We start from the raw sequence: 18523 nt of genomic DNA on the forward strand, positions 1-18523 counted from the left end.
GCTTCATCTTTGTATACGGAGATTGACACGAACCCCGTTTATTTACTTCCTTGCTTGGCGGTTTCCTTTGCCGCCGCTTCCTTTGCCGCCTGTTCTGCCAACAACCGTTCAATCGTTGCCTGGATGCTTGCAATCTCGGCATTCAGTTCTGCAATTTTCGCATCGATTGCATCGTACACTTTTGTAAATTGATCTCCGGAAAGCTCCACATAGGAGGCGAGAATCTCCGCTTCCCGAATCTCATCAAATTCATCGGCGTGCTTGCCATGCCATGTCGTGAGGGTCAGTTCAGGCTCCATGCACTTCTTTTCGTTGTCGTGAAACTCGCTCTGCTTGCCGGAAAGTTCCCCTTTGCATGCTTGCAGCCTGGCCACATCGTTCATTAATTTCGCCTTCAAGGCAATATAGAAACCTATCAAACTGTTTTCCTCCTTTTCCTCTCCCTGACAGGGGATTCCTGTATGGTTTTTGGAATGAACACGGTGAAGAGTATGACCGTTCCGATCACGATCAACAAAACGAATAGCAAGGTCCGGCCGTTGCTGTCACGCTGTTGCTCCACGGGGATATACGAACTGACAGTTGCCTCATTCTTGCGGACGGCTGTCTTGGTAAACAGGCCAATTTCCTTCGACCTTGCCGCGACGGTGCTCCTCTCCCCACGTACATCGGTTCTGAACAGATAGGAACTGTCGCCACGTGCAGGCAACCGGCGACTCCCGTCGAAATGCAAGTTGAATTGCTTTTCGGGGAGTGTATTTTTCATTTCGATTTTACCTGCATCATGTAAGTAATCAGTGTTCTTGTTAAACTTCAATTTCTCATAGAGGACCGGCTCCAAATCTTCGATCGAGCCATCTGTGGCGGCCGATCCCCTAGCCTGCATACTGAAAATGACGCTGCACAGTAGCACCATCACGACGATGGATTTCGCTGCTTTCATATCTCCTCCACTACTGGCGGTTCCCCATTTTTTGGCCGGTTCACAAAATATGAAATAGTTAACATGCAAATCGCTATTGTCGCTACGATGGCAGTTCCCCAGCCAAAGAGTGTTTCAGGGTCATATTTAATGGAGATAAACACTTTTGAAACCAAATCAGGAATTTTGATTTCCGGTACGCCAAGCACGAGTAACGGCATAATATATAGTCCCATCAATACGATGGACGCAAGCCACCCGAGTCCCAGGCTTATATCGAGTGCCGTTTTGATAATAGCCGATCCAGCGAGAAGTAACAGAATGGTGAAAATGGTCCACTGGATGGCACGGTCGTCGCGTAGAATATACATATTCACGCTATATAAGCTGATGATCAAGCCCACTAGCAATGAAAGAATCGTAATCATTCCAAGATCCCATAAAACGGAAGCGCCTTTAATTCGATGGGCGAAAAAGCCGATCGCGAGACTGCTGAGCAGCAAGATGATAAAGAGGATAAGTGGCGGCACTTTGGTCATCTCATCTGCCACGACTGCCTCTCCTTTCACTTCCAATGGGTTCACTAAATAGTTGAAGACATACCCATTTTCCTGCCCATCCACGTAGGTATTCGCCAAATAACTTTGAATGTCATCTTTGAATGCTGACATCTCCGTTAGATTTTTCTGCCATTTATTTCCGAACGCTAATGAGCTCTCTTTTATATCATTCGCTTTTCCATAAAGATCGGAAGCATAATTGACCAAGCCGTTTTGCCGCTCGGATAGTGAAACCATCTGACTGCTTAAGGAAGCAAGCTGTGAACTGACATTTTGTTGGCCACCCATGACTTGCCCTTCAGATACATTTTGAGCGGGTTCTCCTTCTGTCGATTGCAGCTGTGCCAAAAGGGCGGATGCCTGCTCGTCGAGCGTATTCAGGTCGTTCTGCAGCTCAGTATGCTGCTCTTCCATTGATTTTTCATAACCGGACATGATTGCGGCAAATGAGGTGCTGACATTCTCCATGCTGAGTTCAGTTTCCGGAATGCTGGTGCCAAGATCTTTCCAGCTTTCCAATTCCTCTACATTGAGCTCCACAACCTCTTCCAGCATCTCCTTCGTCCTGTCATCCTGCAGCAACTCTTGCTTTGTTGTTCCTCCTTGACGCTCTTCCAGCATGAATTCGTATTGATCTAACTTCGCAAAATAGGCTAGAAGCGAGTCAAAGTTCACATGTGCATTATTTTGCTTGAAGACATTACCGAGCTGCTCTTTTTCTACAGCTGATAATGCCGGATTTTTCAGCAACTCCTGTTCTTTCAATTCAATGGCATATCGGATGGCAGCCTGATCCGGTGTATTGTTTTCCAAAATCGTTTGCAGGCTCTCATATTTTTCGGCCAGCATCTCAAACGAAGCCTGCAATTCATTGAACTCCGAGGACGCGGTTCTGTAGTCACCTGTGTCTGTACTAACCATCTCGTTAAGTGTTTGGGCCTTCGCCATGATGGCTTCGTTCAACGTTTGCATTTCAGATTCCAACTGGCTAATAGTAGTACCCAGCTGCTGGCTTGCTTCATCTTCTCCCAATTGGGATTTCAGCGAAGATAAGCCCGCTAGAATTGCCTGCATTTCCTGTTGTTCCTCCGCCAGATTCGGCGTTGTCCGACCGGCTTTTTCTGTTGTCTTCGCCGCCAGCTGTTCTTTAATAGCGGCCCAGTCTTTTACATAAGGGAGTCCGTCAATCTGCCCGGAACCCGTCGACAGCTCGCCTTTTTTCCCGGCCTCCACTTCTTGGCCGACTCGATTGAATAATCGATGGGCATACCGGTCAATTGCTGTTCCTTGTACCGTCAGCAACTCTTCCACTTGTCGGGATACTTGCTGCTGCCGCATTTCCGCCAAAGCGAGGAGCCGCTCTTTATTGGCATCAATCGCTTCATTCACTTCCGTGATGCGGGAATTCAACTCTTCGTTATTCTCCTCCAAGGTTTGCAAGGACTCGTTGTAACGCTCCGTCTGCACAGCGGCTGCCTGTTTAATTTTCTCCAGGCTGCTGCTCTGCATATGGAGGAGCAGTTCCTTTTGTTCCGCCTGATAGTACTTATACTTTTCAACGTATGAAATGAACTCCGACAGTTCGGAGCTGAAAGCTTCTGTGCTTTGAATATGAGATGCGTGGGCTTCGCCCGCATTGCCGATCAGGGACCGGAGCCCTTCCACCTGCTCCTTCTGCTGTCTCATCTTTTCCGCCAATTGTTCGGAGCCCGGCATGTAGTAGGCTGACATGGCGTCGAGGAATTCGGTCTCCTTCGTCAGGATCTTATCGAATTCTTTTTTGATATGATCCATTTCATTGGCGACATAGCTCCAGTAAAGGGTAGATATTTTTTCATTCACCCGATTGGAGGCTTCATCTATCTCACGCAGAACTCGTTCCTTTTGCAATCCGTCTTTTTGCCGTTGCACTTGATATGTGAATTCCGCTTTTTCAGGACTTTGCTCATCGTAAGACATGACGCGATTTGAAAAGTCGGATGGGATATAGACGATTGCATCGTACTGGTTGGATTTCAAGCCGTTTGTCGCCGTTCCTCGCCCCATCACTTTCCATTCGTACTCGGAATTGTCGGATAGGATGGAGACGACCTCCTTGCCCATCTCGACCGGTTCTCCATCTCTCGCAACGCCAAGATCTTCGTTAACAATCGCGATGATCCGCTTCTGATGGCCGTTCATATGCAATAGACTGCCGCCCATCAACTGAAAGAACAGGACGGGGACGGCGAGTATCACTAACAAACCGGCGATTAATTGTATTTTTTTTCGTTTGCTGCTATTCATTGCGCTATCTTCCTCTCCAGCTGGCATAAGGGCGTAAGTAGTTTCCAATCCTGGCCGTTAAGAATGTAGTGGGCATAGCCCATCGGCAACTCCGGCTCTTTCCGCTCGTAAGGGATTGTATATAAGGTCTGCTCTGATTTCCTCATGAACAGGACAGCCTGTCGAACCAGTTTCAGCTCATTCGTCAATACATCGTATCCTTTGGTCACTTCCGCATTGCTGATAGAGACGATTATATTGAAGCCTAAATGTGTATATTTTTTCATCAGCTTCGCCAAGCGGTCTTGGATGCCGGCATCGACTGTCTGCAAGAATCTCGTATATCCATCGATAATGAAATAGGAAGGCAGGATCGGAGTCTGTTTCCCTTTTTGGAGATTCTCCAAATAGACTTGTTCCGTCCGCTCAAAGTAAAGCTCTACTACTTGCAGCCAATCTGTAAGCCGCTCCTTCGTTTCCAAATAGTCCACTTCATGTCCCTTACCGAAATCGGCCAAGCCTCTGTCGAACGAGTCGAAAATGCCAATGAATCCTTTTTCTTGTTCGTTCAATTGTTGGAGGATCAATTTCAACAAGTTGGTCTTTCCTCTTTGCGGCTGCCCGATGATCAAGCAATGGTTTGTTTTTGTAAAATCAAGGACGATCGGCTGAACGGTATTTTCGTCCAATCCAATTGGTAGCTGTCCTGCTTTCAGACGACGATCCATATAGTCATAGAAATTGTTTGTCGTCAATTCAAGCGGCAGCATTGGAATCGGCTTCGGCGTTCGGCATCCTTCGTACTTCGATTTCAACGAACGAACTGTTTCTTTCATGGAATCGAGTACTTCCCAATCATTTGCACCAGGTGCCGGCAAGTATAGCTGGGCAAAATAGGATTCTTCCTTCTTGATTGCAGCTCTTCCCGGGAAAGGTTCCAGATCAAACGGCAGTCGCCCAACAACACCAAATGCCTCTGACGAATCCATTAAGTAATGAACGATCTTCGTCTTCAAATTATTCATGAGGGATTGGCGAATGGATTGCGCCCTTGTCGTACTGACAAATAAATAAATCCCGAGCGCCTGTCCGTCTCTGCCGAACTGATTAATCGCAAGCTCGGTCTCTTCCATTTCCTCTCTGACAATATCGTAGTTATCGATTACGATAAACCATAACGGGAATGGTTCGTCGGCCACTTCGTTATACATCCGAATCGTATTTACTTCGGCCTGCTGGAATGCCCGCTTGCGCTTTGTCATCTCTTCTGTGATCCGCTTGATCAGTTTCGTACGCTTCAAATCCTCCCCAAGGGTCAGATAATCCGCAGTGTGCGGTAGCTGCCTCAATGGCAGAAGCGAGCCATTACCGTAATCCAAAATATAAGCATGCGCCTGCTCCGGCGACAGCTTCTCACAGATGCCTAACAGCATCGTGAGAAGTGTATAGGATTTGCCGTAGCCCGGAGAGCCAAATACGCCGACATTTCCATCTTCCATTAGCTGATAGCCGATCTGAGTTTGACTCTGTTTCTCTGCTTCATCAATCATGCCGATCGGCACGGCTGCCGTATCCTTTTCAATCAAAGCCGGTTTTTCGATCCGCATAGCAAGAGGCGGCAGCCATGGACTTCTCAGCTTGCGGATCCCCATATCGTGTTGCACAGATACAATTTTCTCCGTTACCACTTCAATTTCAGTAATTTTCGCTTTGCCTTTATCGGAACGTGTCCGGATGCCGGATAGTGGATACAGGCCGAGATCGGTCACGATAGCGATCTCATCCTCCCCCTCGAATGTCTCCTCTAAATACGGAGACCGGCTATACGCGGATTGGAAAAGTTCGTACACTTCATTGTTGCCGACTTGCATATAGCCCCGGCCAGTTACTGTAATGGAAGCCGCGTCATTATTTTTCAAGATTTCCTTACTATCGGATTCGTCTTGCACCTTCAATGCGACGCGGAAACGGGCATTACTCCAGATTTGCTCATCGATGACACCACCTGGCTTCTGTGTCGCCAGTATGAGATGGACACCTAAGCTCCGCCCGATACGCGCCGTACTGACAAGTTCCCGGATGAACTCCGGTTCTTCACTTTTCAACTCAGCGAATTCATCTGAAATAAGCAATAAATGCGGCATCGGCTCTTCAGCGACCCCTTCTTTATAGAGCGCTGTGTAATCATCAATGTGGGACACGCTGAACCGGTCAAATAGGATTTGCCTGCGTTTCAGCTCGCTCTTGATAGAGGTCAGCGCCCGCATACTGAAGTTTTTGCTGCCTTCGATATTTGTAATTGTCCCTAGCAAATGCGGGATTTTTCGGAAAGGCTGTGCCATTCCGCCGCCTTTGTAGTCAATTAATAGAAAGGCGACTTCGTGAGGATGAAAATTCACGGCGAGCGATAAGATCAATGTCTGAAGGAATTCACTCTTCCCTGAACCGGTCGTTCCGGCTAACAATCCATGAGGTCCGTGCGCCTTTTCATGTAGATTCAATTCAACAAGCTCCGAATTCCCTTTCATACCGATCGGGACGGCAAGTGATTTCGCCGATTCATTAGATAACCAGAACTCATGGATCGGCAGCTGTTCCACTTCTTTCACGCCATACATTTCAAGAAAGCCGACCATTTTCGGTATGGAACTGACCATGCCGACTTGGTGGTTCAGCGTCTTCAACATCCGGGCAAACGTTTCATTCGTTCGGTCCTCCACCGTATCCAGGCGAAAGGGAATCCGGACAGCCCGTTTTTTATTCATGACGATTTCGCCTTCCCGCTCATTTAAATACCGGACTAGCGTTTTCGCGTTCTCAGGTATCCATTCCTGGGCGGATGCCGTAAAAATAACGGAAATCCCGAGTTCCTCCAATTGATTGCCTTCCAAATACTCCAAAATCATATGTTCAGCAATTAATTGATAATCAGAGATGATAAATACCAGATGAGGAGAATAGATCACCTTTCCTTTGTTTTCATCCACGTCCCGCTCCCTGATCATTTCATACAATGAAGACAACAGCTGATCACGCGTCTGCTCGTTATGAATAAATCCTTTCGCATGCATATGAGGAAGCGTGAAATGCGGAAGCCATTTCATCCATTTCACCTTTGGATAATCGGCGTGCTTGCAAATGTAAATAAACCGCACATCATGATAGCTATGGAAAAATGCAAGCTGGCCGAGAATTTGATTCAACTCTTTTCGGATAATCGAATCCTTCCCGATCAGGCCCACCATACCGGAAGCGAGTCCTGCCGTAATGGGTGCGTCCTGGATTTCCTTGAACGCTTCCTCCATCATCCGGGACTGTTCCAGCAAATCATCTGTATCCCGGTTGGCAAGCTCTGATGTCGACATCGTGATTCCGTAACTTGACGGCACACTGCCGGTTCCAAGGCGGAATTCGAACGCATCATGGCTATCCAGTGTCTTCTCCCAAATCCGGCCGGATAGTTGGTTCGTCATATGTTTCATTTGCTCGAAAGAAGGAAAGTGGAAAGCGAGCACATCCTTCTGTTTTTTTGCTAATGTATAAAGCTCTTCGCGCATATTGCGTAAATATGCGGTATAGACCCGCTTCCTTTTTTCGTTACTCTGTTTTCTTCTTTTCTTATCATTGAAATATTGAATCGTGGAAGTTATAAGCGTCACGGTGAACATGGTGACCGAAATGATAATGAAAATTCCACGTGGAATGAGAATCGCCACAAGACCAAGCACGATGAGCATAGCAAGAGGCGGAGCAACAATGAGCCACAGCCCTCTTCCTGTATACTCACTTTCCTGCGTTGGAAATGTGATTGTCACTCGTTCATCCGGCAAATCATAAATCATACGGGGGGTCCGGCGGTATTCAGGATAGAGCGCAGCCATTTCTGAAGCAGGCAGCTCCATTTCCGGAAGTACAGTTTGCACTGGCGTAATCGAACGGATTGCGAGCACATCCTCTTCCAGCAAACGAAGCTCCATCCCACCCCACTGGAGGATATCCCCGCAAGCGAGCGCCGGACTCCCTTCCTGTTTTTCTCCGTTTATGTATAGAGGACAGTTTTTTTCCATCTCGATTCGCCAACCTGTTGATAGTTTCAACAGTGAAAAACCGCCTGACGGCTTTCCGAGTGGATGCTCTGATTGGATGTTGCTAATTACCGCATCTCCATCCATCCGGACGGTTATTTCTTTTTCATCTCCGATAAAATACGCCTTTTCTTTCGATAACGCTTTCGTTAAGCGTAACGTCACCAATCGCCCTTTTCGTGAAACGGAAACACCGTCTTCCATTGATAAAATGCCGAGTCTCTTTCCGGATTCCCGTATCGCAAATCCATCCTTCACTTCCTCAATGACAATCGAACCTTGCGGAAATGGAAAATCCAGCATAGTGATATCATCATCAACGGAAGAACCGATCGTCATGCGGTCAAAATCGTATTCATTGATCGGCACCCGTTGGTAATGCCGATCATAGAACAGCCAGAGTTCCAACATTATCCTCACCTACTTTCCAATGGCGGTTTCTTTTTATTCCTCGTCCTCTTCTTCTACCATTAACTTTTCATACTCTTCTACTTCATGGTCAATATCTTGCAGCAGTTGCTGTTTTTCTTCCCCGGTCAAATCCCGATCTGCTTGGATTTCCTCCCGTCTTTTCAACAGCCCGTAGACGATCAATTCCCCGTCCTCCATGGACCGGGCCAAATCCACCGCTTCTTCCGCTTCCGCTCTCCCGATATAGATCCAGTACTTCAAATAATCCTCATCGGTCTGCAAGGTAATATTAGAGAGAACATTCTTTTTCTGTTCTTCATCCAGCCGTTCATTCGTCACGTAAGAAAGGGCGGCTTCGTACAGAACGACATAAGGCATTTTGTTCACCTGAAGAGGTTCCAGCGTCGTAACTACTTCACTGTACCGGTGCGCCAAAAATAAATGGTGGCTCGTCATATAGGCATCTGTCGTCGGTTTAGTATAGATAAAGTAATAACATACGAAAATAAGTGCAGGGACTAGCAAGGCACCTAGACTGATGGCTGTAATTTTCCACGACTTCCATTTCTTCTTCGGCAGCTTGATATAACGTTTTTCATTCTCCTCAATCAGCTGAATCTGTTTCTTGCAAAACACCCGCAGCTCTTCCGGATCTTTCGCAGACAGGATCGATTGCTCCACTGCATTTAACGGCAGAGCATCTTGGTATTTGATATAGTCGTCAAACGTTCTAGAGTTGCTTACCGCCGCAGCGACCGCAGCTTTTGTTTCGGCCCAGACGCGGTCTGGATTCTTTCCCATAGGCGGCAGGGCATCGATCATTCCGTAATGTACGAAATAAGGTGTCATTCCTGTGTTGTACACGATATTTTCAGGACAGACCGCTAGCGTAATGCGATCGTAAGGATGCTTTTCCACCTTCTCAATTAGTTGGTGAGCAAAGATCCATCTCGTTTTCATATTCTCTTGGCGCAACGCCTCAAACGGCTGATGCAATTCCGGAATGATTGCCGTTATGATCAATTCATCATCTGTAGTCGTGATCGCTTTAGGGATTTCCGGTTCGACTTCGCTTAGGAATTGGACGACCGACGGACTTTTGAGACCAATCCGTTCCCGTTGAAATGACAAGATGATTTGATTTTCTTCCCGGCGCACTTCCGTATCGATTACACTTTCGAAATAGGAGCTTTTCTGTTTCGACATCCCAATTCCCCTCACATGACTTCCACCCGGTCACCCGTCGTAATGCCGCACTCGGCCAGCGTCAGGTATCCCGGATACGCCTTATTTTTATTAACAACTCGAATCCAATGCCCTTCCCGCTGCTTTTCCGAAATGGAACGGACCTGCCAGGCGATATCGATCAACTTCTTCAAGCTATGCAAATCGGATAAGCGAAGGTCGAATTCCTCGGCTCCATATCGCTTCACATCAATCGTCACTTCTACATACACGAGACTTCTCCCTCCAAGCAAAGAAGCGCCTTCCACTTAACAGAAAGACGCTTCCGAATACGTAACATATGGAATGCATTCAGCCGCGAATTTGACTTGCAACTTGTTGATCCGCGTCTTGAAGAGCTTCTCCTGCGCGATTCAACTGGATTCCAATCTCGCTCAATAACTCTCTCATTTCATTGAAGTGCGGCTTGAGACGCTCATACTGTTCAGCAAACGCAACGCTGGAAGCACCTTCCCAGACCGATTGCAATTCACCGATCATCCCATCAAGACGTCCGATTTGAGAAGCGACCTCTCCAGACTCGTAGTTATAACGGTTTGCCATTGCCGATAGTTCTGCGGGTGTGACGCGAATAATTCCTGACATGCTTCATCTCTCCATTCAAAAATTTTTTTATAAAATAACTGCGTGGAATCACATAGCCCACGACAGATATTTCAACTATGAATCTATGAAAAAGCTAGGTACTTACTGTAATCAATAACACATCCTCAATTTCATTGTCAAAAAACTTTAAAAACGCGTAATTGCGGGATAGGAAAAGGGTAATGAGGTCTTGGTCATATTCTCCAATTTCCACCATCCTACACTCTGTCATCCCATGTCGAAATATAAGTATTTATTTCCAAAAAGTCACAAGTATTCTTGCAATTTTAGACCTTTTGATTCATTTATGGCGAAATCATGTACATGTTGGGCAAAGAGAAAATAGACCGGACACCTACTTCCATATTATGGTTACCTTTCCCGCCTCACTTCGTACTGTAAATGTATAACAAAAACTTAGGATTCTATCGTGAATACATAAAAAAGCATTTCAATGCACAATCGGCATTGAAATGCTTCGTCGTCAGTTGATGAACTTCCGTAATATTTCCTCGACAGTTCCTTCTGTTGTGGAATGGACCTGTTCACCCGCCCACATGGACATGAATTCCGGCTTCCCTTGTTTCCCCGCTTCGCTGCGTATCTTTTTCGTTAAATCGTTTTGAACTGGATAAGGCGCGATCGGTGCGTTCTGCATCATTTCGATAAATTCATTCTGAATGCCCCTCGCCATTTTTCCGGAGAACGTATCGGTTAGTACAGTGCACCCCGCTTCCGCCCGCAGAACAGCCTGTTTATACAGAGGATGTGCCCCGCTTTCTCGGGCGGCGAGTAAGGCGGTCCCGATTTGCACAGCTTGCGCCCCATAGTTCAGCATTTGGTTCATTCGAGCCCCATCCGAGATTCCGCCTGCTGCGATGATTGGTATGGATACAGCCTTAGCTACATCTTGCAGCAACGTTTGCAAAGGAATCAAAGGCAATCCAATAAAGGAACCTCGATGCCCGCCTGCCTCGCTGCCTTGCACGACAACAGCATCCAGCCCCGCTTTCTCGACTGCACGCGCTTCTTCCACCGAAGTTGCCGTGCCAATCAATTGGACACCCGCTTCTTTCAGGATTTTTATGTCACCTGGCTTTGGCAATCCGAATGTAAACGAACAGACATCCACTTCTTCTTGAATAATTACTTGCAGTTGCTGTTCAAATTGAGAAACAGAAAGCGTCACGTCCCATAATGGCATCCCCAGCTTTGCACCGATTGGCTGCAATGCCTCATATGCTTCCTCGTACAGCTCTTGTTCCATCTGCACTTCTTCTGGAACAAACAAATTCACTGCAAACGGCTGCTCCGTCCGCTTCTTTACTGCTTGAATAAACTCCCGCGTTTCATCTGCAGACAAATAGCCTGCCCCAATCGAACCGAGCACGCCAAAGTTCGACGATGCCGCCACAAATTCAGGCGTCGTCACACCCGCCATCGGAGCTTGGACGATTGGATGCTCAATACCTAACAGTTCTAACAGTTTCATTTGTGCACTCTCCCTTCTCTTCGGTAAATAAGAAATAGAAGCAACAGAGGTAGTAAAGGAAATAGCGCTATCCATTTAACTGCATGGTTGACTCCCCAAAAATAATACGAGATTGGCAAAAACATAACCGCACATAGAAGCAGGGCTCGCTTCTGCCTCGTCAACAAACCAAAAAAGAACAATAGAATTGATATGATCAATGCTGCCTGCCAGAGCACAACCGCCACAATCCATCCCCTCCTAGTCTTTTCTCCAGTCATACACATCTCGCCTGACATCCAACACCTTGCCGTTGATGCGCACTGTATGGCTATCCAGCCACTCAATAGAAGCTTCTTCCTCCCGATATTGCCAATAAATATTTTTCTTTTTATCTTTCTTCCTATGATAAACCACTTCAGCCCGCACCGCATAAGAAACGGTTGCTCCCCCATCGACCAAGTACGCTTTTACCGTATAATCACCACCGGGCGAGACCGACTCTGTTAAAAAGACCCCTTCGGGCAGCCGTTGCGTGTTGTAAAAGAATTGATACCAAATAATAGAGAGAACTGTAACGAAAATAAGGAGCGGTATTAAAATAACCAAGATAATAGTAGTTCTTTTCTTCATCATTTTTTTACTCCCCTACAGGTAGGTAGCCAGACTTCTCTACGATTTCCTGTCCCTGCTTTGAGCGCATCCATTCAATAAAAGATTCAACGTGGGGATTGTCAGTTCCTGCGGTTACGACACTTAAAACAGCTGGGATGGGATACACATTTTTCTTTATCATCTCGTTATTCGGTTCGATTTCTTCCACCTTTAACAATTTGATATCATTGTTTTTCATCATTTCAGTAGAATCATGCCATAGTGTAAAGCCAATCGCATTCTTGTGGTTCTGATAATCCAAGACTTCCCCTGTAGTCGTTCCTGTAGATGAAGCGATCTCTTCCTTCGGCGCATCCACGATCCGTTCATTCCCCATAAACCATTCTAGTGCTATTTGGCTTCCACTATCTGCAGGCTGTTGAAACGCACGGATCGGTTCATCCCTCCCGCCCACGTCTTTCCAGTTAGTAATCCATCCCGAATAAATTCCCCTTATTTCATCTTTCGTAAGGCTCTCCACGGGATTTTTGACATGAACAAAAAAGACGAACGCATCACTGCCAATCGGGACGCTTTTTAATTGCTTACCAGCACGTTCCGCTGCCTCCAGTTGGGCAGAAGAAAGATTCTGAACAAAAATCATATCCGCCTTGCCAGAAATCAGATTGTCAAATGCTTCTCCTGTATCATTCGACATCACCTCACTGTCGTGCGGATCATAGTCCTTTTCCGGATAAACCGCCTGTGCAAAAGCGGAGTATACCGGATATAACGCTGTGTCGCCATCGAGGACCGGCAAATCCTCTTTTATTGAGAAGCTCGAAGGTTCCTTTAAAGTCAACACATTAGATCCTTCTCGAAATGGAAGATACTCCAAAACTTCAACTTTCACTTCACTAATGACAGGTCGTGTCTTTTCATGCCAACGAGGGATCGCATAAACTGCAGTTCCGGCGATTAAAACAGCGGCCCCTCCGTAGATCAACCGCCTCTGCTTTTTCATTTTGAATGCGACCATGACAAGAATTGCTCCAATGGCCAGATAAACAGCCCCAATAAGCGGCTGCAAAAAAGCAAAACCCTTCAAATACGCATAAACCAGACCCACCCCTGCAAGCGGCAGCAGCGACAACATAATAAGTAGTACTTTGAATCGTTTCTTTCGCAAACTAATCCCCATCCCCTTGCCGATTGGTCTACTTACTTGAACCTTTTGGCTTTCAATTATAGTTAATTCCACTTTTTATTATTTTACCATAGGTAACTAAATTTACCATGAGGTGTTTTTACGCAAACCAAAATTATCGAACAAGTCGTCCAGTAAATATTGAACAATAAAACCAAATCATCTATACTCCATTAAAAGGAGATGTGCGTTATGAACACTTTATCGATTACCGGCAGAAGAAAGGAAACCTATATTGTCGAGCTTGAATACTCATTGCTTTGGGAAAGCGCGTTAGGGATCGCTGCCTTCACCAACACCCCGTTGCTTGATACGCTGGAAAAAGAGAAGTCCTTTGAGATGCTTCGAAAAAATATGCCCGACCCATTGCTTGCGGAATTGACATATGTCGAAGCGAATAACACATGGAAGAGTTTGCTGCAATTGTTGCACGTCTGCACGGAAAGCACATTGGAGGGATTTGCTGTATTCCTGGAAACTCTATCTGACAATGAATTAAAGTATCACTGTTTGCCTTTTACGGGAAGCAGGAACGAGTACACAAGAATTGCCGCCTCAACAGGAGATTTGAATGCTGTCAAACAGTTGCAGACTGTAACGGAAGACATTGGCTTTTTCCCTACTTACATAACGTTCATTCATGAAGTGAACGGAGACGACTTAAAGAAACACCTTACAAAGGTTCTCACCTTATGGCATGAAATTGTCGTTCTGCCTGAGGCGGATCAATTGTTAGCAATTGCCTCTCGGGATATGAAACAGAAGAGAATGATGCAGGAAAAGCTAAGTGCCGAAGAATTTGTTACGTGGGCGACAGGCGGTACTGAATATTCGCCCGAGCCGAGTGTCAGCCGGGTTTTATTAATACCACAAATGAGTTACCGACCGTGGACTATTGTCTCCGATATTGAAAATACGAAAGTCTTTTACTATCCCATTCCGAGTACCAGCATTCATCCGGACGATCCGTATCTTCCCGATTACCTGCTTATCCAGAAGTATAAAGCGCTGGGAGATGAAACACGGCTTCGGATGATTAAACTATTGTCCAAAAAGGATTACACGCTCAAAGAGATAGCGGAACAACTGAATATCGGGAAATCCACAGCCCACCACCATCTGAAACTGTTGCGCGCAGCGTCCCTTGTAGGAATCCGTTCTTCTAAATACGTGATGAAGCCAAAATCGATTACTTCATTGCCTACAGAACTGCAACAGTATTTAGATTTCCATCCAGTTGGAGAAAACGAATGAAGGAGAGGATCACCCGCAATAAAAATTTCCTGTTGCTTTGCACAGGGGGGACGGCATCCGAACTCGCCGGTGCCTTTGGAACATTCACCAATTCGGTTCTCGTCTATGAATTGACCGGATCCAAACTGGCACTCGGAACCATGTGGTTGTTTTACTATGTCCCGTCAATTTTGTTCCAGCTCATCAGCGGTCCTCTCGTTGACCGCTGGAGCCGAAAATGGATCATGGTCTTCTCCCAATGGACAAGGGGCGTCATCTTCCTTCTCCCCCTTTTCATCATGAATTTTGGGATTTTGGAGACCTGGCATATCTATACGGTGCAGATTGTTATTAGCTTTATTACCCCCCTTTACGTTCCAGCGAGCCAAGCAATCGTACCGACGATTGTCCCAAGTGAAAATTTACCTTCAGCTAATGCCGTTTTAGATGGGATTACAAGGATGATGCTGTTCATGGCTCCAGTTCTAGGCGGTATTGTAATTCAGTCGCTAGGTTCTTCCTTAACTTATCTATTGGTCAGCGTTTTACTTTTGTGTTCAGGTTTTCTTTTAGTCTCTCTACAGGAAGAACGAAACCCTTTAGCCATTCGCAAGTCGTGGCTGGGACAGCTGCGTGAAGGGTTTACATACTTCTTCCAAATGCGCATTGTCGTATGGTTGGGTATTTTTCTCGCGTTCGTCCAATTTGGGGTTGGCGTCACAATGGTCATCAATTTACCATACATCACGGAACTTTTAGGAGGAGATTATAAAGACTATGGATACTTTATGGCCGGGTTCCCATTCGGCTATATTCTCGGATCCTTTTTGATTGCCAAACTGCGAAGATTTAACAGACGATATCTAATGTTGGGCGCATTAGTAATTGGGGGTTTCACCTATATTGCCCTTGGGATTGTCCACTCCATCCCTTTTGCTATAGCCTTTGAAGTGATGGCAGGTATTGTTATGGCTATCTTCAGCATCCACAATCTATCCATCTGCCAACAGACCATCCCCAATAACATGATGGGAAAAGTCATGTCTGTCCGTTTAGCCGTCATAAAATCTGCCATGCTGCTTGGTATACTGGCAGGCGGTGCAATCAGTGAACTATGGGGCATTCGTCCGCTGTACCTGTCAATCGGCTCCATTATTGTGCTCGTCTCTTTAGCAGGCATGGCGATGCCCTATTTTTCTTTTATTGACAAGCCAACCGCCCAAAATTCATAAAAAATAGGACGGTCGTCTTGAAAGCAACCGTCCTAGCAGTGTGTTTATTCTCTTTTTAAAAATAATTTCATCGTCAGAAAAAAGCCTACTGTCACATAAACCATTACCCATAGCGTATCCAACCAAAAACCATCTCCAACTACATAGGGCGTGCCATCCGTAAAGTGAAGAATGACTTGATAAATAGCCGGAAACGGCAGCAACAGCCATTTGAAGAAGGACGCCTTTTCGACAATCCCTTCTGCTGCCAATGAAATAACGATGACGAACATCGCGGAAAGCCAGGCAAATCGTTTAGACTCTATGTTCAAGGTCGCGAAGAAGGAACCGACCAATATCCCGAAGGACGCACATATTATATGTCCGTAAATAGCCGCCATGAGCTGGACTGGCTGAATCGGCTCCTTAAAGATTGAAAAAACGAGCGGGTATACGAGAGCGAAAGCCCCCAAGACAGCAGCAGCCAGGAAACAGACGACCCATTTCCCGATCAAAAATGCACGCTTGCCTTTCAGCTGGACAATCAATAAGTTTTTCTCGGTTTCCTCTTCCAATGAAAAAACATTCATTGCTACCCATGTCATGACTAAATACATCGAAACACTTGTTATGACATAGCTGCTCATAATCGGAACACCACTGTATGTATAAAAAATAATGACCCAGGCTCCGAAAAGAGTGACAGGCGGTATGAAAGTCAAAGAACGGAGGTAGCTTTTCATTTGATATTGAATAAAACCCGGCTGAATCATGATTTCACCTTCACTTCCAATATGGAACAATCTGCTCCCAGCAGTTTTCGTAACAGGTTGTCACTCTTATCCTCTTCCACCGTAATGACCGCCGTCTTTCCGTCAAAGCGTATTCGGTCAGATGGCACGAACGCCAAATCCTGTTCGTCTTGGAACTTCACGCAGATCAGTCTTTGCGGTTTCCTTTGCCTTTGCGGCTGATAGACGCTCATTTTTCCAGTCTCTATTTGTAACGTCTCTGTCGCAACCTGTGTGATTGGGCCATCCTCATGTGCGGTGAAAATAATTGGGAGCTGCCCTCGTAATTCATGCAACAGGCCGACAAATGCTTTTTGCGCGTCTTGATCTAATCCAGTAAGGGGTTCATCCAGTAGAAGGAGTTCAGGCTGCATGAGGAGAGCCTGAATAATACCGACCTTCTGCTTTGTCCCTTTGAAGCAATTGGCGAGAGAGGTATTCTGAAATGAATTTAATCCGAATAGGTCCATGTACTTCGCAAGGAGCAACTCATTCTCCTTCGTCGAAGTATGGAAGGAAGCTGTCAATAATAAATATTCCTTCACTTTAAAGCGCAGCCCTTCTGGGAAATGCTCAGGGACATAGCCAATTTTGTTTGTGTTCCATCGCACGTCCCCATCGGTCGGTTCATAAATACCGGCCAGAATCTTCAGCAGTGTACTCTTACCCGAGCCATTCCCCCCCTGAACGAATAAGATGGTATCCTGTGTGCAAGAAAACGAAACATGCTGAAACAATCTGCGCCCGGCTACTTCTTTGCCGATATTTGTTACTTCCAGAACAACTTCCATTCCCATCCCCCGTTTAACAATCACTTAAAGCACTAGTATACAGTAAATCTATTGGAAAAATAAAAAAACACCGGATTTCTCCGGTGCCTTCTTCCTTCTTATGCAGTTCCCATTTTCACGCCGAGCTCTTTCAAATACTGACGATAGGCAATGCTCATGCGGTCACAGACAAGCGACAGTTCTACTTGGAGATCAAGTGGCAATTCTTCAGGTTTTTGATTTTCCACGACTGGCTTATCTTGTGCGAAAATTTCATCCTGGAATTGAATCAATGCTTCATCACTGAGACCTGTATCGTAATTAAATGACAGGATGCCATACGCCATGGAACGATCCTCGTCGATCGGGCGAACTGTCAGCAGGATGGTCATCAGCGTATTGTTCTCCTTGTCTCTCTTCGTAAAGCTGACCGTGAAAGGTCGATGGATTTCATAGGTGTAGTACACATATTTCGGGATACCCGAGCCATCCGGATCCGGCTGGAAAATCGCGATTTCATCGGAGAAAATACGGTCTCCTTCCTTGTGCACCTTGTAATCATGCACTTCCCGGTGTGATTCTGTACCCAGTGCTCCAACATGAACGACCGCAAGATGGCCAACATCGAGGAAGTTCTCGATAATGCGCGGCGGCTTTGCAACCACTTCTTGAGGACCCCAAATGACATGATGGTAGGTTTCATCGTTCATCGGCTTATATTCAAACAGCTCAGGATCATTACCCGCAAGGTTCACCCAGATCAATCCATACTTTTCTACGCATGCGTACGAAGTGGCCTTCGCTTTTTTCGGAATTGCCCGTCCTTCCGGAAGCTGTGGAATATGGACGCACGCCCCTTCATCGTCATACTCCCATGCATGATACGGACAGACGAGACAGTCATTTTTCACTGCTCCTAGCGAGAGGGCTGCCCCTCTATGGATACAAAGATCCTTGAAGGCGTGAACCCCTTTGCTATTGCGAAAAATCGCCAGACGTTCTCCCATTAATACGACTTGGATCGGCGACTCCTTGACGTCTTCTGACCGGCATGCAACGAGCCAATCTTCGAGAACTACTTGATCATCTATCATTTTTATCGCTCCTTCTGTCTGCTTCGCTCTTTGGTTGCTTTACGTATTTTTGACCTTTGCGGTTAATCAATCTATCTAC

15 protein-coding genes are annotated in these 18523 nt (G+C 46.1%); 2 read left to right on the top strand and 13 right to left on the bottom strand.

Annotated features, from left to right (window positions below):
- Positions 1-38: 38 nt before the first annotated feature.
- The 10 genes from ACSW3C_RS06830 to ACSW3C_RS06875 all read right to left on the bottom strand — a co-directional run bounded on the left by ACSW3C_RS06830 (position 39) and on the right by ACSW3C_RS06875 (position 13327).
- Positions 39-419, bottom strand: coding sequence for a YwqH-like family protein (locus ACSW3C_RS06830; protein ID WP_486561711.1), 381 nt, complete (start codon positions 417-419; stop codon positions 39-41).
- A complete protein-coding gene (locus ACSW3C_RS06835) occupies positions 416-943 on the bottom strand; it encodes a type VII secretion EssA family protein (protein WP_248510140.1) in 528 nt (175 codons plus the stop codon). Before ACSW3C_RS06835 ends, ACSW3C_RS06830 begins: the two co-directional genes overlap by 4 nt.
- The gene (esaA, locus tag ACSW3C_RS06840; protein ID WP_486561712.1) at positions 940-3768 is read right to left on the bottom strand and encodes a type VII secretion protein EsaA; all 2829 of its coding nucleotides are present in this window, start codon (positions 3766-3768) and stop codon (positions 940-942) included. Before esaA ends, ACSW3C_RS06835 begins: the two co-directional genes overlap by 4 nt.
- The gene (essC, locus tag ACSW3C_RS06845) at positions 3765-8243 is read right to left on the bottom strand and encodes a type VII secretion protein EssC (RefSeq protein ID WP_486561713.1); all 4479 of its coding nucleotides are present in this window, start codon (positions 8241-8243) and stop codon (positions 3765-3767) included. Before essC ends, esaA begins: the two co-directional genes overlap by 4 nt.
- A 33-nt stretch (positions 8244-8276) precedes the next feature.
- Complete coding sequence (gene essB / locus ACSW3C_RS06850) at positions 8277-9449, bottom strand: type VII secretion protein EssB (RefSeq protein WP_486561714.1); 1173 nt, start codon at positions 9447-9449, stop codon at positions 8277-8279.
- An 11-nt stretch (positions 9450-9460) separates the two neighbouring features.
- The gene (yukD, locus tag ACSW3C_RS06855; protein ID WP_238083624.1) at positions 9461-9700 is read right to left on the bottom strand and encodes an ESX secretion system protein YukD; all 240 of its coding nucleotides are present in this window, start codon (positions 9698-9700) and stop codon (positions 9461-9463) included.
- A gap of 79 nt (positions 9701-9779) precedes the next feature.
- Entirely contained in the window at positions 9780-10073 is a 294-nt protein-coding gene (locus ACSW3C_RS06860; protein ID WP_486561715.1) for a WXG100 family type VII secretion target, read from the bottom strand.
- 484 nt (positions 10074-10557) lie between these two features.
- Positions 10558-11640: an NAD(P)H-dependent flavin oxidoreductase gene (locus ACSW3C_RS06865; protein ID WP_486561716.1), complete on the bottom strand. Its 1083-nt coding sequence runs from the start codon at positions 11638-11640 to the stop codon at positions 10558-10560.
- Positions 11641-11805: 165 nt separating this feature from the next.
- Positions 11806-12180, bottom strand: coding sequence for a DUF5412 domain-containing protein (locus tag ACSW3C_RS06870; RefSeq protein ID WP_486561717.1), 375 nt, complete (start codon positions 12178-12180; stop codon positions 11806-11808).
- Positions 12181-12184: 4 nt separating this feature from the next.
- Entirely contained in the window at positions 12185-13327 is a 1143-nt protein-coding gene (locus ACSW3C_RS06875) for a PstS family phosphate ABC transporter substrate-binding protein (RefSeq protein WP_486561718.1), read from the bottom strand.
- A gap of 210 nt (positions 13328-13537) precedes the next feature.
- Here ACSW3C_RS06875 and ACSW3C_RS06880 point away from each other — a divergent pair, with 210 nt between their 5' ends.
- Both ACSW3C_RS06880 and ACSW3C_RS06885 read left to right on the top strand, forming a co-directional pair.
- Positions 13538-14599, top strand: a complete 1062-nt coding sequence (locus ACSW3C_RS06880; protein ID WP_486561719.1) for an ArsR/SmtB family transcription factor — start codon at positions 13538-13540, stop codon at positions 14597-14599.
- Positions 14596-15810 carry an MFS transporter gene (locus tag ACSW3C_RS06885; RefSeq protein ID WP_486561720.1) on the top strand — a complete coding sequence of 405 codons (1215 nt, stop codon included), beginning with the start codon at positions 14596-14598 and terminating at the stop codon, positions 15808-15810. The genes ACSW3C_RS06880 and ACSW3C_RS06885 overlap by 4 nt, the downstream gene beginning before the upstream one ends.
- A 44-nt stretch (positions 15811-15854) precedes the next feature.
- Here the strand turns inward: ACSW3C_RS06885 and ACSW3C_RS06890 are convergent, their stop codons facing one another.
- From ACSW3C_RS06890 to ACSW3C_RS06900, 3 genes are all read right to left on the bottom strand, one after another.
- The gene (locus tag ACSW3C_RS06890) at positions 15855-16562 is read right to left on the bottom strand and encodes a hypothetical protein (protein ID WP_486561721.1); all 708 of its coding nucleotides are present in this window, start codon (positions 16560-16562) and stop codon (positions 15855-15857) included.
- Entirely contained in the window at positions 16559-17371 is an 813-nt protein-coding gene (locus tag ACSW3C_RS06895) for an ABC transporter ATP-binding protein (RefSeq protein ID WP_486561722.1), read from the bottom strand. Before ACSW3C_RS06895 ends, ACSW3C_RS06890 begins: the two co-directional genes overlap by 4 nt.
- A 98-nt stretch (positions 17372-17469) precedes the next feature.
- A complete protein-coding gene (locus ACSW3C_RS06900) occupies positions 17470-18444 on the bottom strand; it encodes a Rieske 2Fe-2S domain-containing protein (protein WP_486561723.1) in 975 nt (324 codons plus the stop codon).
- Positions 18445-18523: the final 79 nt, after the last annotated feature.

Source organism: Sporosarcina sp. AD_1, from assembly GCF_057373025.1.

What these genes read in the sequence shown, in the direction of transcription:
- esaA (WP_486561712.1), bottom strand. Translation starts at nt 3,768, where the DNA reads ATGAATAGCAGCAAACGAAAAAAAATACAATTAATCGCCGGTTTGTTA.
- ACSW3C_RS06865 (WP_486561716.1), bottom strand. Translation starts at nt 11,640, where the DNA reads ATGGATAGCGCTATTTCCTTTACTACCTCTGTTGCTTCTATTTCTTAT.
- essC (WP_486561713.1), bottom strand. Translation starts at nt 8,243, where the DNA reads ATGTTGGAACTCTGGCTGTTCTATGATCGGCATTACCAACGGGTGCCG.
- ACSW3C_RS06835 (WP_248510140.1), bottom strand. Translation starts at nt 943, where the DNA reads ATGAAAGCAGCGAAATCCATCGTCGTGATGGTGCTACTGTGCAGCGTC.
- ACSW3C_RS06860 (WP_486561715.1), bottom strand. Translation starts at nt 10,073, where the DNA reads ATGTCAGGAATTATTCGCGTCACACCCGCAGAACTATCGGCAATGGCA.
- ACSW3C_RS06895 (WP_486561722.1), bottom strand. Translation starts at nt 17,371, where the DNA reads ATGGAAGTTGTTCTGGAAGTAACAAATATCGGCAAAGAAGTAGCCGGG.
- ACSW3C_RS06870 (WP_486561717.1), bottom strand. Translation starts at nt 12,180, where the DNA reads ATGATGAAGAAAAGAACTACTATTATCTTGGTTATTTTAATACCGCTC.
- ACSW3C_RS06885 (WP_486561720.1), top strand. Translation starts at nt 14,596, where the DNA reads ATGAAGGAGAGGATCACCCGCAATAAAAATTTCCTGTTGCTTTGCACA.
- essB (WP_486561714.1), bottom strand. Translation starts at nt 9,449, where the DNA reads ATGTCGAAACAGAAAAGCTCCTATTTCGAAAGTGTAATCGATACGGAA.
- ACSW3C_RS06880 (WP_486561719.1), top strand. Translation starts at nt 13,538, where the DNA reads ATGAACACTTTATCGATTACCGGCAGAAGAAAGGAAACCTATATTGTC.
- ACSW3C_RS06890 (WP_486561721.1), bottom strand. Translation starts at nt 16,562, where the DNA reads ATGATTCAGCCGGGTTTTATTCAATATCAAATGAAAAGCTACCTCCGT.
- ACSW3C_RS06900 (WP_486561723.1), bottom strand. Translation starts at nt 18,444, where the DNA reads ATGATAGATGATCAAGTAGTTCTCGAAGATTGGCTCGTTGCATGCCGG.